The organism is Idiomarina sp. (assembly GCF_019431395.1).
GTDB lineage: Bacteria > Pseudomonadota > Gammaproteobacteria > Enterobacterales > Alteromonadaceae > Idiomarina.
In genome coordinates this window covers 2,119,540-2,133,576 of record NZ_CP080268.1, presented here as the reverse complement: position 1 = coordinate 2,133,576, position 14,037 = coordinate 2,119,540, and the positions used below count along the sequence as shown (strand labels likewise).

General features: G+C 48.7%; 10 protein-coding genes. 7 read left to right on the top strand and 3 right to left on the bottom strand.

The genetic code is table 11. The annotated features are described in order from the left end of the window. The first annotated feature begins 111 nt into the window (after positions 1-111). The gene (locus KZ771_RS10310) at positions 112-2,583 is read left to right on the top strand and encodes a penicillin-binding protein 1A (RefSeq protein ID WP_290653314.1); all 2,472 of its coding nucleotides are present in this window, start codon (positions 112-114) and stop codon (positions 2,581-2,583) included. A gap of 27 nt (positions 2,584-2,610) precedes the next feature. On the opposite strand, the gene metL is transcribed toward KZ771_RS10310, so the two are convergent. Beyond that, the gene (gene metL, locus KZ771_RS10305) at positions 2,611-5,052 is read right to left on the bottom strand and encodes a bifunctional aspartate kinase/homoserine dehydrogenase II (protein WP_290569741.1); all 2,442 of its coding nucleotides are present in this window, start codon (positions 5,050-5,052) and stop codon (positions 2,611-2,613) included. Between the two features lie 173 nt (positions 5,053-5,225). On the opposite strand from metL, the gene metJ reads away from it, so the two are divergent. After that, positions 5,226-5,552, top strand: a complete 327-nt coding sequence (gene metJ / locus KZ771_RS10300; protein ID WP_133540008.1) for a met regulon transcriptional regulator MetJ — start codon at positions 5,226-5,228, stop codon at positions 5,550-5,552. Here the strand turns inward: metJ and KZ771_RS10295 are convergent. Both KZ771_RS10295 and rpmE read right to left on the bottom strand, forming a co-directional pair. Continuing rightward, on the bottom strand, positions 5,543-6,793 hold the full coding sequence (locus KZ771_RS10295; protein ID WP_290653312.1) for a malic enzyme-like NAD(P)-binding protein: 1,251 nt from the start codon (positions 6,791-6,793) through the stop codon (positions 5,543-5,545). The genes metJ and KZ771_RS10295 overlap by 10 nt on opposite strands. Before the next feature lie 253 nt (positions 6,794-7,046). Next, a complete protein-coding gene (gene rpmE / locus KZ771_RS10290; protein ID WP_105307524.1) occupies positions 7,047-7,259 on the bottom strand; it encodes a 50S ribosomal protein L31 in 213 nt (70 codons plus the stop codon). Positions 7,260-7,429: 170 nt separating this feature from the next. Here rpmE and priA point away from each other — a divergent pair, with 170 nt between their 5' ends. The 5 genes from priA to hslU all read left to right on the top strand — a co-directional run bounded on the left by priA (position 7,430) and on the right by hslU (position 14,036). Continuing rightward, entirely contained in the window at positions 7,430-9,634 is a 2,205-nt protein-coding gene (gene priA / locus KZ771_RS10285; protein WP_290653310.1) for a primosomal protein N', read from the top strand. A gap of 72 nt (positions 9,635-9,706) precedes the next feature. Continuing rightward, a complete protein-coding gene (gene argS, locus KZ771_RS10280) occupies positions 9,707-11,449 on the top strand; it encodes an arginine--tRNA ligase (protein ID WP_290653308.1) in 1,743 nt (580 codons plus the stop codon). Positions 11,450-11,451: 2 nt separating this feature from the next. Then, entirely contained in the window at positions 11,452-12,024 is a 573-nt protein-coding gene (locus tag KZ771_RS10275; RefSeq protein WP_133540012.1) for an SPOR domain-containing protein, read from the top strand. A 97-nt stretch (positions 12,025-12,121) separates the two neighbouring features. Next, positions 12,122-12,667 carry an ATP-dependent protease subunit HslV gene (hslV, locus tag KZ771_RS10270; RefSeq protein ID WP_290653305.1) on the top strand — a complete coding sequence of 182 codons (546 nt, stop codon included), beginning with the start codon at positions 12,122-12,124 and terminating at the stop codon, positions 12,665-12,667. A gap of 19 nt (positions 12,668-12,686) precedes the next feature. Beyond that, complete coding sequence (gene hslU, locus KZ771_RS10265) at positions 12,687-14,036, top strand: ATP-dependent protease ATPase subunit HslU (RefSeq protein ID WP_290653303.1); 1,350 nt, start codon at positions 12,687-12,689, stop codon at positions 14,034-14,036. Position 14,037: the final 1 nt, after the last annotated feature.

Genomic DNA, 14,037 nt, shown 5'->3' with positions numbered 1-14,037 from the left:
TTTTAAAATAGCTTCAAAGGTTAGTTTTTCGGATAAAAATCAGCCATAATGCACAGTCGCGAAATACTGTACGAAATACATGGAAACCGTTGTCCTAAATGGAGCTAACGATTGAAGTTTTTTAAACGTTTTATACTTGCCTTGTTGGTACTTGCGGTGCTTGGAGTTGCCGCTGTTGGTGCGCTTTATTTATATGTTAAGCCAGAACTCCCGAGTGTTGCGACGTTGCGTGATGTGGAGTTGCAAACGCCAATGCAAGTGTTTACCCAAGACGGTGAACTCATTTCTCAGTTTGGCGAAAAAAGGCGTATTCCCGTTGATTTGGAAGACGTGCCCCAGTCGATGGTAGATGCATTTCTGGCAACGGAAGACAGTCGGTTCTATCAACATATAGGGGTCGATCCGATTGGCGTTATGCGTGCTGTTTGGGTGCTGGTAACAACGGGGGAGATAAAAGAAGGCGCAAGTACTATCACCATGCAGTTAGCGCGAAACTTCTTTTTATCGTTTGACCGTGCGTGGATGCGTAAAATTAAAGAAACATTTATCGCGCTTCATATTGAACAGTTACTGGATAAAGACGAAATTTTAGAGTTGTATCTTAATAAGATAACCTTTGGCCACCGGGCTTTTGGGGTTGGCGCAGCAGCGCAGGTTTATTATGGTAAGTCATTGGATGAACTGACTCTGGCGCAAATAGCAACTATAGCGGGCCTTCCTAAAGCACCTTCTAATCTTAATCCTATTAGCAATCCTGATGCTTCCAAAGCTCGTCGACGAGTGGTCTTGTTGCGCATGCTGGATGAGAAAAAAATCACCCGAGAACAATTTGATCAGGCTGCTGATGCGCCGGTTACTGCCCGCCGCCATGGCGCCGAAGTTACAGTGAATGCGCCTTACCTTGCCGAAATGGTTCGGCAACAAATGATCGATCGTTACGGTGAGGAAGAGGCATATAATGGGGGTTACAACGTCTATACGACCGTTAAGAGTGATGTGCAACTAGCCGCGCGTCAGGCTGTGTGGGATAACCTTCATGCCTATGATGAGCGTCATGGTTACCGTGGTCCCGTCAGTGTGTTGTGGTCTGAAGCAGACGGCAGAGCCGCATTATCGTCAAATGAAATTACTCGTTATCTTGAGAAGTTAAAATCGGTTGGTGCAGTAATCCCCGCGGTTGTTGTCGAAGTGGAGGGACAAACCGCTACTGTTATGGCAAAAGATGTCGGTAGGGTTACCTTGCCATGGGAATCAATGCACTGGGCACGCGAATACCTTAACGAGGAGCGCCAGGGGCCTCCGCCGGAGTCGGCCGCCGACATTATGGCCGCGGGGCATGTTATTTGGTTGCGTCGCGTTGCAGCAAAAGATGAAAACAACGCTGTCTGGCGTTTAGCCCAACTACCTGAGCCCAGTTCAGCCATAGCGTCATTGCGACCATCAGATGGCGCAGTGGCGGCTGTTGTGGGTGGTTATAGTTTTGCATTAAGTCAGTATAATCGGGCGTTGCAAGCCGAGCGGCAGGTTGGTTCTAATATCAAACCGCTGATTTATTCGGCTGCTTTTGAGCAGGACTTAACGCTGGCAACGTTAGTGAATGACGCGCCGATAAATCAGTGGAACCCCGGCTCCGGCATCGCCTGGCGGCCGAAAAACTCGCCTGATGTTTATGAAGGGCCGATTCGTTTACGTAAGGCACTGGCAAAATCTAAAAACGTGGTTTCGGTGCGTTTAATTCGCGAAGTGGGTGTAAAGCAAACCGCTGATCATATTGCTAAGTTCGGACTTGATCGAAGTGAAGTTCCTGAAAATGAATCAATTTCGCTGGGTTCGCTTTCGATGACGCCGATGCAAGTTGCGCGAGCTTATGCGGCATTTGCAAATGGCGGTTTCTTGGTTGACCCCTATGTTATCGAGCGAATAGAAGACCGCAATGGCGAAGTGATTTTTAATGCTGAGCCTAAGCTGGCTTGCGTGGATTGTGACAATCCTGCGCCACAAATTATTTCGGAGCAGAATGCGTTTCTGGTCGCTCAGGCTATGAACTCGGCGGTTTGGGGCGGTGGCAGTTGGGCCCACAATACCGGCTGGAATGGAACGTCCTGGCGCATACAGCGCTCAAAGCCGATTGTTAATGAAGTCGGTCGCTCTATCGCTGGTAAGACAGGTACCACCAATGATGTTCGCGATACTTGGTTCTCAGGCTTTACTACCGGCCTGGTGACAACGACCTGGGTCGGCTTTGATGATGTATCGCGGCAGCTTGGCAGAACCACCATGAATCCATTGCTTGATAGCAAACAACAAGCTATTTCGGGCGGTGAAGCCGGCGCTAAAACCGCGTTGCCGGGGTGGATTTTGTTTATGGAGAAAGCATTGCCCCGGTATGAGTCAGGCAACATGATGATACCGCCGGGTGTGGTCAACGTGCGAATCGACCTGGAAACCGGCAAGTTGTCACATTTAACTGACCACACGACTCGGTTTGAATACTTTATAGATGGTACCGAACCTACCGAGTATGCAGATACTCAAAAAGACAACGGCGACATTTTTAAGGAAGACGATAGCGAGCTCTTTTAAGCTCGCTGTCGTTTACTGCGCAGGTGATCAGCTGATGGCGCTAAGACGCCCCAGTAATTGGTTGAGGTCGGATTGCACTCCGCCTGCAGTCACTTGCTTGCCGGCCCCCGGGCCACTTATTACCAGTGGCATTTCTGAGTACCAATCTGTATAGATCACAAAAATGTTTTCACCCGGGATCAGGTTCGCTAACATGTCTCCCGCGGGTATATATTCGATACCGACTTTTGCTTTAACCCGTCGTTCTTCCGATACTGAAAAGCTGGCGAGCAAGCGCGGGACTTTGCCATCTTTAGCAGCTGATTCAAGCATTTCATTCATTGGCTCATCGAGCTCGCTACGCCGTTGCATAAATTCAGCAACTGAAATATCACGCAGATGTTCAGGAACCAGACTATTAACCTCGATATCCTGCCAGTCAAGTTTCAGCCCAATCTCGCGAGCCAGGATTAGAAGTTTACGAACCAAATCCTGACACGACAGGTCTTCACGGGGATCGGGCTCGGTGTAGCCGCGTTCTTTTGCCTCGGCAACTAAATCGCTAAATGCTGTGTCGGCACTGAAGTTTTCGAACAGCCATGACATGGTGCCCGAAAAAATTCCTGAAATACTTCGAATTTCATCGCCTTGAGCGCGCAAATCGTTAATGGCGTAATTAAGTGGTAAGCCAGCCCCAACCGTAGTGTTGTACAACCATTCACGTTTGTACTCGTGCTGGATTGTGCGTATCTCATGGTACAGAGATTCATGGGCAGAGCCCGCGCGTTTGTTAGCACTGATGATATGCAGTCCGTTAGCAAACAAGCTGGGATACAATTGTGCTATCGGTTTGGCATCGGTTAAATCAAGTATCACCAGTTCATCGTATGGCGCATTAGGTAATTCACGTAATAATTCGGTCAGTACGTAGGGTCGTGCCAGCCGATCAAAATCAGCAGACCACGCATTTAACTCAACACCTCCGTAGTCTAGCCACAGGCGCTTAGAGTTAGCAATGCCTATGATCCGCACGTCCATCACCTGGTTGATTCGATCGCGTTGCTGTTTAAACAGTTCTAACCAGGCACTACCAATATTTCCGCGTCCCAACACCAGCACACCTAGACTGCGGCGATAATTGAATAACTGGCTGTGTAAACGATTTAAAAAACGACTATCGAGCTGCTGTTCAAGAATAGCGATAGCCGAATTGCCATGTTCTCCCAGCCCAAACCGACGGACTTTTTGCTCGCTTAGCTGAAGCTTGAAGGTGGTATATTGATCGGTCTCCTGTATGCGGTCACCGACCAGTGCGACCATTGAGTAGCCACGTATTTGGGTCACGGCATTGTCATTATCAATCTGCTCTAACCAACGACTTATATAGTCAAGGTGGTTTTGGTGAAAGACTAAGTACTGATGATGCTTTTCCGGCTCGGTCCAGCTAAATATTGGCTCAAGGTCGAGCTCATCCAATTGATCCACCAGACGTTTATCGTTTAACTCAATTTTAAAAAGCACCACCTCAGATAACGAGGTAAATACCTTGCCGCGGGGCTCAGCATGCTCAAACTGACCAATTCGGGTTTGCTGGTTCTCGACTTTAAGGCTTGAACGAACGGAAATAACCATGCGCTCGCGGTTAACCGGCTGAAATGTTCGCGGATGCAGTACCGGACTGCCCAGGCGAGCTAACTCTTCAGCTTCAGACCAGTCTAACGCTGGCAAGCTGACGACCCGCTCAATTTTGCGGGGATCCGCGGAGTAAACCCCAGCTACATCCTTCCAGATGGTTACTTGTTTTGCGTCGAGCAGGCTACCAACCAGAGTCGCTGAGTAATCACTGCCATTTCGACCCAGGGTCAGGCTTTCACTATTTAACCCACGGGCTATAAAACCAGTGACGATAAACCGAGTGCCTGGGTAGGGAGCAACCCGTTGCAGCAGACCTTCACGCGACACTTGCTCCTGGATTAATGGCTCGGGTGCGTCTTCGGCACAGAGAAAATCCCGGGCATCGATGTGTTCAGCGCGGGTGCCTTGCTTTCTGAGGAGTGCAGCGAGTAAGCGAGCTGACCATAACTCGCCGTACGCTAATAATTCCGCATCACGGCTAATGCTTTCCTCGCCGCGAATAAAGCGTCGAAAACGTTCAAAGTCTGCATTAGATAGTTGGCACAGGGATTGTGCTAAATCGCTACCAAGAAGTTCATTGATAAGTCCTAACTGAAATTTTTCCAGTTGTTCGAGCAGGATTGCGGCAGTATCGCCGGGCTTTTTAGCGGCCGCAATAATAGCTAAAATGCGGTTGGTAGTGTCGCCGGCAGCAGAAACGACAACAACGTCGCTGGCACCAGCGTATTCGGTCACAATTCGAGCGACGCGGCGGTAACAGAAGGCATCGGCAAGACTACTGCCGCCAAATTTATGAACTTGTACGGTATCAGCAGCGGCCTGCACTTGCTCTTGAGTTAGCCCTTCTATTGCCATCAACTACGTCCTCTAAACTACAAATAATTGGTCGTTATGCTGTAAGGCTAAAATATTGTGGCGCAAATGTCAGCAACTTTTAGCCATCTAGACGGATAAAATTTGACGTGGCCAATCCTGTGAGTACAATTCATTATATCTTATAAGGGTTTTTCATACAGCGAGAGAATGCGATGAAGTGGAACGGTGAGTATATTTACCCGTACGCAGAACATGGGCGTAAAAGTCAACAAGTCAAAAAGGTTACGGTATCGATACCAACCCGTGTACTGAAAGTACTGACTGATGAACGAACTCGCCGCCAAGTAAAGAATTTACGCCATGCTACGAACAGTGAACTTCTGTGTGAAGCGTTTTTACATGCGTTTACAGGGCAACCACTACCAACGGATGAAGACCTGGAAAAGTCTAACCCGCACAAAATTCCAAGCGCTGTGCGTGAGGAACTCGAAGCACGCGGGTTACCTATTCCAACGGACGACGAGCTGGATCAGTCCTGATCCAGCATATAGTTTTTGGGCATGTCGATTTTTGCCGCCCCTGATTTGACGGCGGCTTCCGCTACAGCCCGGGCCACGCGCTGACACAGCCGCGGGTCCATGGGCTTAGGAATGATGTAATCAGAGCCAAAGGTAAGGCTGGATTCGCCTGAAGCCTCGAGTACCGAATCGGGAACTTCCTCTTTAGCTAACTGGCGAATCGCTTCGACAGCTGCAACTTTCATTTCGTCAGTGATAGCGGTTGCCCGAACATCAAGTGCGCCCCGGAACATGAACGGGAAGCAGAGCACATTGTTGACCTGATTGGGATAGTCAGAGCGGCCGGTACCAATAATGACATCGTTACGCGCCTGTTTTGCGAGTTCTGGCTTAATTTCCGGATCGGGGTTGGAGCAAGCAAATACGACGGGCTTTTCAGCCATCAGCTTAAGTGTTTCCGGTGATAGCAAGTCAGGACCCGAAACCCCCAGGAATAAATCAGCTCCCTCAATGACTTCCTCTAACGAGCGTTTATCGGTGTTATTCGCAAACAGCATTTTATATTCGTTTAGATCGTCGCGGCGGGTATGAATGACACCTTTTGAGTCCAGCATATAAATGTGTTCGCGCTGAGCGCCGCACTTGATCAACAGTTCCATGCACGCAATAGCCGCGGCGCCTGCTCCCATGCATACGATACGTGCGCTGCGCAATTCTTTACCCTGAATCTCCAGTGCATTTAGCATGCCTGCAGCGGTAACTATTGCCGTGCCATGCTGATCATCATGAAAGATGGGCACGCTACACTTTTCGATTAACGCTTGCTCGATCTCAAAGCACTCTGGTGCCTTTATGTCTTCAAGGTTAATGCCGCCAAAAGAGTCCGCGATATTGGCAACCGTATTGATAAAGTCCTGAGTTGTTCTGTGGGTAACTTCAATGTCGATAGCGTCGAGTCCGGCAAAGCGCTTAAACAATAATGCTTTACCTTCCATTACCGGTTTTGATGCCAGCGGCCCCAAATTACCCAACCCCAGAATCGCAGTGCCATTACTGATAACGGCGACAAGGTTTCCTTTGGCAGTATATTTATAGGCGTTATCTGGATCGTCGGCAATTTCCCGAACGGGTTCGGCAACGCCGGGGCTGTAGGCCAGTGCTAAGTCTTTACTGGAATTTGCAGGTTTGGTTAACTCGACTGAGATTTTTCCCGGAGTGGGATACTGATGATAATCTAACGCTTGTTGGCGAAAGTCAGACATAAAAGCCGGCCTTTTATCTGTGATAATATCGAGCTCTTAGTTTAACGGCTTTTCGTGCAGGAACAAATCTTACCTGCTATACAGAGACTTGTTGGAGCAAGATAACTTTTATCGTGTCTAAAAATACACCGGGTAACTTTTCTTTAACAAAAGGGGCTACGCAGAAGGCGGGCAACAAAAAAGGCGCTTAATAGCGCCTTTTTTTTAAAACTGATAACAAAGCGTTGTTTTCAGCGGTTTTAATCGTCCGGGCTTATTTTTTGCCCAACGTACCAAAACGCTTCTTAAATTTGTCAACGCGACCACCAGTGTCCATTACACGCTGTTTACCAGTGTAGAACGGGTGGCACTCTGAACATACGTCAACCAGCAGATCTTCAGTGCGGGTAGAGCGTGTTTCAAATTTATTACCGCACGAGCAGGTGACGGTAATTGCTTCATACTTAGGATGAATACCTTTTTTCATGGGATAACCTCAATAATGGGCCGCATCGCTATCCGGTCATCGTTATGCCGGACACCATGCGCAAAAAAACATCAATCGTTTGGAGCGCGGCATTCTATGTGATAACAGCTTACTGATCAAGTAAAATATCAGCGCTTGTATTATCTTGAGTAGCGCCACAAAATAGCAAAATGCCGATTGAAAAGCCCCATACACAACGTCAGGTAGAAGTTGCACTGCCGGTGCCACTGCGTAAATCCTTCACTTACCAAATGACCGAGCCTCTCCCTGTTGTAGGCTCGCGGGTTAAAGTGCCGTTTGGTCGTCGAACGTTGATAGGTTTTTATTTAGCACCGTTAGCGAACGCGAAGATTACAGACTATGCCCTGAAAGATGTCAACGAGGTGCTCGATCAGCAACCGTTGTGGGCTGATGATATTTGGCAGTTAATTTGTTGGGCAGCTGACTACTATCACCACAGCCTTGGTGAAGTTGCCGCTAATGCGTTGCCGACACTGTTGCGCAAAGGCGCGGCTGCCAGCTATCCGCCGGTTGAATATATTGCCTTGACGAAGGTGGGCGCCGAGCTCGACAGCGAGCAAATGAAGCGCGCACAAAAGCAACAAGCGTTAATTCACTTGCTGCAGCCGGGTCCGCAGCCGCGAAGTGTTGTAAAGGCAGCAGATATTAGTTCCACCGTGATAAAGGCTGCAGAAGAAAAAGGTTGGGTAGAGCGGCAACAACGCGTTCCCGCAATAGACGAGACCCCCTGGCAGCTGGACTCAGATAACCAGCCACTGACGTTGAACCAACAGCAAGCCATTGCGGTGACAACGATCAACCAGCAACAGAAACATGCCGCAATGTTACTGCAGGGCATTACCGGTAGCGGTAAAACAGAAGTTTATTTGCAGGCAATGACACCTGTGCTTAAACGCGGCCAGCAAGTGTTGGTTTTGGTTCCAGAGATTGGTTTAACGCCACAAACGCTGCGTCGTTTTCAGCAGCGCTTTGACGTACCGATTGTTATGCTGCATTCAGCATTGAATGATAGTGAACGCTTACAAGCATGGTTGGATAGCCAAACTGGTAAGGCCGCTATCATAATCGGCACCCGTTCTGCGGTATTCACCCCGTGTAAAGATCTTGGCTTGATTATTATCGATGAGGAACATGACTTGTCCTTTAAACAGCAGGACGGTTTTCGTTACCATGCCAGAGATATTGCAATTAAACGGGCTCAATTGCTGGATATCCCGATTGTTATGGGTACTGCAACGCCCTCTCTGGAAACGCTGAACAACGCGGTAAGCCAGCGTTTTCATTGGTTAAAGCTGGATCAACGAGCTGGTGGCGCAGAGCAGGTAAAACACCAGCTGCTGGATATCAAAGGGCAGAAAGTTGTAGCCGGTATTTCTGAGCCGCTCGAGCAGCAAATTGCTGATGAGCTGAGTAAGGGCAACCAAGTTCTTTTGTTTTTAAACCGGCGTGGCTTTGCACCCGCACTTATGTGTCACGAGTGTGGCTGGATAGCGCAATGCCAGCGTTGTGATGCCTACTATACGGTACACAAAAGCCTCTACCAGCTACATTGTCATCACTGTGGCTCACAAAGGCCAATTGCTAAACAATGTAATGACTGTGGCTCTTCTCATCTGATGACTCATGGTGTTGGCACGGAACAACTAGAAAATGCATTGCAGCAACGTTTTCCCGATTATGGCGTGTTACGTATCGATCGTGATTCTACCCGTCGTAAGGGTGAACTAGGCAAGCAGTTACAGGCAGCAGCTGATAGTCGTTATCAGATTTTGGTCGGTACCCAAATGCTGGCGAAAGGGCATCACTTTCCCAATGTTACGCTGGTCGCTTTATTAGACGTTGATGGTGCACTCTACAGTGCCGATTTTCGCGCTGCCGAGCGTTTGGCACAACTGTTTACTCAAGTTGCCGGGCGTGCCGGGCGGGCGAAAAAAGCAGGCAAAGTGGTCTTGCAAACTCACCACCCTGAACATGACTTGATCCAGGATCTGTTAAATAATGGCTATCAGGATTTTGCCTTAACGGCGCTTGCAGAGCGCCAGGCTGCTCAACTTCCACCTTATGGGCACATGGGGCTATTTCGGGTAGAGAGTACCGACCGTCTTGCTATCACGACAGCACTTGATCAGCTGGTGCAGCAATTACCCGTTGTTCAGGGAGCGCAAATACTGGGTCCAATGCCGGCATTAATGGAGCGCAAAGCGGGGCGTTACCGTTATCAGCTGTTGGTACACTGCCAAACACGTAAATTACGTTATCAGCTACTCGAACACATGCTACCGCTAATAGACAAACTGCCGAGTTGGCGCAAAGTGCGCTGGTCGTTAGATGTTGACCCACAGGACTTCACATAAGGGCTATAAAGCGAGTAAACTAACACCCTTATCATTCCTTCTTTTTTAATCTATGCACAGGTAGTCGAGTCGATGAAAGAACAACTGGAACAGTTACTTGCTGATGCTATTGGCCAAATAAAAGCCGATGGTGTTTTACCCGCAGATCAAACGGTAAATATTCAGCTCGACCGACCACGAGATAAATCACACGGCGACTTTGCAACTAATTTGGCCTTGATGCTGGCAAAGCCGGCAAAAACAAACCCTCGTCAGCTAGCCGAAACGATTGTTGCAGCGATTCCGCAAAATACGCTGTTAGCGAAAACTGATATCGCCGGACCGGGTTTCATAAACTTTACTATCGCCCAGGATCAGCTCAAGCAACAACTTGAAGCGATGATGACCAGTGATCGTCTGGCAGTAGAGCCCTCGCAGGATAAGCGCACTATTGTTATTGACTACTCGTCGCCGAACTTAGCCAAGGAAATGCACGTCGGACATTTACGTTCTGCCATTATCGGTGATGCAGTGTCCCGCGTTAGTGAGTTCCTGGGTCACACGGTCATTCGTCAGAATCACGTGGGTGACTGGGGTACTCAGTTCGGCATGTTGTTGGCTTACATGGAAGCGCTTGATAACCAGGAAGCGGAATACGAGCTGAGCAATTTGGAAACGTTTTATAAAGCGGCGAAACAGCGTTTTGACGAAAGCCCTGAGTTTGCTGAGCGAGCGCGCGAGCTGGTCGTTAAATTACAGTCTGGAGATGAGTACTGCTTAAAACTCTGGAACCAGTTTATTGATGTGTCGTTAAGCCACTGTCAGGAGGTCTACGACCGCTTAGGTGTTAAATTAACGCGCGCTGACGTGATGGCGGAAAGTGCATACAACGACCGTTTACCGGGAGTTATCGAGCATTTAAAAGAAAAGAACCTGTTGGTTGAAGATCAGGGGGCTCAGTGTGTCTTTTTGGATGAGTTTAAAGGTAAGGAAGGCGATCCGTTACCCATTATCGTGCAAAAGAAAGGCGGCGGCTATCTGTATGCCACGACTGATTTAGCGGCTATTCAATATCGGCAGCAAGAACTCGGCGGCGATTATCTGATGTATTTTGTCGATGCACGTCAAGCGCTGCATTTTGAGCAAATTTTTACGTTGGCGCGTAAAGCAGGATTTATTGAGGGCGATATTCGCACCCAGCACTATGGCTTTGGTACCGTAATGGGTAAAGATGGCAAGCCCTATAAGAGTCGCGATGGCGGTGTGACGAAGTTAGCTGACTTGTTAGATGAAGCAGAGCGCCGTGCGCTTTCGTTGCTACAACAAAAGTCGTCTGATTTGACGGAATCACAACAGCAGGAAATTGCAAAGGTCGTGGGCATTAGCTCAGTTAAATATGCTGACTTATCGAAAAACCGGACCAGTGATTACATTTTTGACTGGGACTTGATGCTCACCTTTGAGGGCAACACTGCGCCTTATCTGCTCTACGCCTTCACACGAGTCAACAGTATTTTCTCTCGCTTGGGGGAAACCGGTTTTGATCAAACAGCCGACTTTATTTTGGATGACCCGCGCGAAGTTGCGTTGGCTAACCAGTTGGTCAGGTTTAATGAGGTAGTGCATCAGGTTTACGATAAAGCCATGCCGCATTTTCTGTGTGGCTATTTATTTGAACTTGCGGGTCGATTCTCAAGCTTTTATGAAGCCTGCCCTATCTTGAATCAAGATAATGAAGCGTTGCGCAATAGCCGTCTGAAACTGGCCCGCCTTACTGCCAATACACTCAGTCAAGGTCTGGATCTGCTGGGTATTCCGACACTGGAGAAAATGTAAGTTTGGATTACGCCAATCGCAAGCCTAATAAGCAGCCTAAACGAGGCGGTAAAAAGAAGTCTGCTGCGCGCAAGTCGGCTAGTGGCGCGACCCGAAGAAAATCGGAGACGCGCAATGTGCCCTGGCTGATTGTTATCATAGCAATTGTGTTGATCGTTGCGTTTGCTTATGGCTTGGTCAAGATCAACGGTAGCTCAGAAAGCTCCGCACAACAGCCCGTAATTCAGCCTCCTCCGGAAAATTTGTTGCCTGAAAAGCCGGAAGAGCGCTGGCAATATATTGAAGAGCTGGAAAGCAAAGAGGTCGAAGTCGACGTGCCGGAACGCGAAGTCGGCCCGCCAAAATTAATGCAGTGCGGCTCGTTCAGGCAAGAAGCTGATGCGCAGCGGCTTCGTGCGCAAATTGCTATGGCTGGTTTAGAAAGCCAGATACGCGGTACTACCGGTAAAAACGGCCTATGGTATCGGGTTATTCTGGGTCCATACGAAACCAAACGAGATGCAGAGCGAGACCGGCATAAACTGCAGCGCGCACAAATCTACGGCTGTGCCATCTGGAACTGGAATATCGATTAGCCCCTTGCTGACCTTGAAATTTAAACGGCATACCCTCAGATAGTTGTCATTGCTGTCGCTAATGCGACATCACCAAACTACGAGAGAGGATGAGGTTTTGACCACGATAGTATCAGTTCGACGGGGTGACAAAGTCGTCATTGGCGGTGATGGCCAGGTATCACTGGGCAATACGGTAATGAAATCTAATGCGCGCAAAGTGCGTCGCCTATATCACGACCAAGTGCTGGCTGGCTTTGCCGGAGGTACTGCTGACGCATTCACATTATTTGAGCGATTCGAATCAAAACTAGAGCAGCACCAGGGTAATCTAATGCGTGCTGCGGTAGAACTCGCCAAAGACTGGCGCACAGATCGTGCACTGCGCAGGCTGGAAGCCTTACTCGCTGTTGCCGATAAAGAAACTTCCCTAATTATTACTGGTAACGGCGACGTTGTTCAGCCAGAAAATGATCTTATTGCTATTGGCTCAGGTGGGCCTTATGCGCAGTCAGCTGCGCGCGCACTGCTGGAAAATACTGAGCTTGATGCCCGCATGATTGTCGAAAAATCACTGACAATTGCCGGCGACATTTGTGTTTACACCAATGGCAATCAAACCATCGAAGAGCAGGAGTCTATCGCTGCTGCTAAGAACCAATAACTTAAGGGGACACAACCTGATGTCTGATATGACCCCCAGAGAGATAGTTGACGAACTGAATCGTCACATTATAGGGCAAGACAAAGCGAAGCGAGCCGTCGCGGTAGCATTACGAAATCGTTGGCGCCGCATGCAACTGGATGACGAGTTGCGGCCCGAAGTAACACCTAAAAATATTTTGATGATTGGTCCAACGGGTGTTGGTAAAACAGAAATTGCTCGCCGTCTGGCGAAGTTAGCCAATGCGCCGTTTATTAAGGTTGAAGCAACGAAGTTTACGGAAGTAGGCTACGTTGGCAAAGAGATCGAGTCGATTATTAAAGATTTGACCGATGCAGCGGTTAAGCAGAAGCGTGAAGAGATGATGCAAAAAGTCCGTTATCGCGCCGAAGAAGCCGCTGAAGATCGTATCCTTGATGTGTTGTTACCACCGGCCCGTTCAGCAGGCTCCGGCTGGGGAGCCCAGCAAGAAGAAGCGCCAACTGAGGAAGAACGTAAATCGCGCCAGGTATTTCGTAAAAAGCTACGGGAAGGCCAGCTCGATGATAAAGAAATAGAAATTGACCTGGCGGCGGCGCAAATGGGTGTAGAGATCATGGCGCCACCGGGTATGGAAGAAATGACTTCACAGCTACAGAACATGTTCCAGAACATGGGTAGCGATAAGACCAAAAAACGCAAGATGAAGATTAAAGATGCGTTTAAACAGCTGGTCGACGAAGAAGCGGCTAAAATGCTCAACCCGGATGACGTAAAAGAGGCGGCCATTCATTCTGTTGAGCAAAACGGTATCGTCTTTCTGGATGAAGTCGACAAGATTTGTAAACGCGGAGATAGCTCGGGTCCGGATGTGTCACGGGAAGGTGTGCAACGCGACCTGTTGCCATTAGTCGAAGGTACTACGGTTAATACTAAGCATGGCATGATCCGCACCGACCATATTCTATTTATTGCGTCCGGTGCGTTTCAGATGAGCAAGCCATCTGACCTGATTCCTGAATTGCAGGGTAGATTGCCGATTCGGGTAGAGCTTGATGCGCTGACAAGCCATGACTTTGTGCGCATTTTGACTGAACCTAATGCGTCATTAACAACACAGTATCGTGCCTTGTTAAATACTGAAGGGGTAACCGTTGAGTTCACGGATGACGGTATCCAGCGAATCGCTGAAATTGCCTTTCATGTAAACGAAACGACCGAAAATATCGGCGCGCGCCGTTTACATACCGTACTTGAACGGTTAATGGAGGAAGTCTCCTTCAATGCCACCGATCATAGTGGCGATACGATTTCTGTTGACGCGGCCTATGTTGATAAACATATCGGTGAGCTGTCAAAAGATGAAGATCTCAGCCGTTTTATTCTGTAAC

Excerpts from the sequence above, each read along its gene's own strand:
- metL (WP_290569741.1), bottom strand. The coding sequence starts at position 5,052 with ATGGCAATAGAAGGGCTAACTCAAGAGCAAGTGCAGGCCGCTGCTGAT.
- metJ (WP_133540008.1), top strand. The coding sequence starts at position 5,226 with ATGAAGTGGAACGGTGAGTATATTTACCCGTACGCAGAACATGGGCGT.
- KZ771_RS10295 (WP_290653312.1), bottom strand. The coding sequence starts at position 6,793 with ATGTCTGACTTTCGCCAACAAGCGTTAGATTATCATCAGTATCCCACT.
- rpmE (WP_105307524.1), bottom strand. The coding sequence starts at position 7,259 with ATGAAAAAAGGTATTCATCCTAAGTATGAAGCAATTACCGTCACCTGC.
- priA (WP_290653310.1), top strand. The coding sequence starts at position 7,430 with ATGCCGATTGAAAAGCCCCATACACAACGTCAGGTAGAAGTTGCACTG.
- argS (WP_290653308.1), top strand. The coding sequence starts at position 9,707 with ATGAAAGAACAACTGGAACAGTTACTTGCTGATGCTATTGGCCAAATA.
- hslU (WP_290653303.1), top strand. The coding sequence starts at position 12,687 with ATGTCTGATATGACCCCCAGAGAGATAGTTGACGAACTGAATCGTCAC.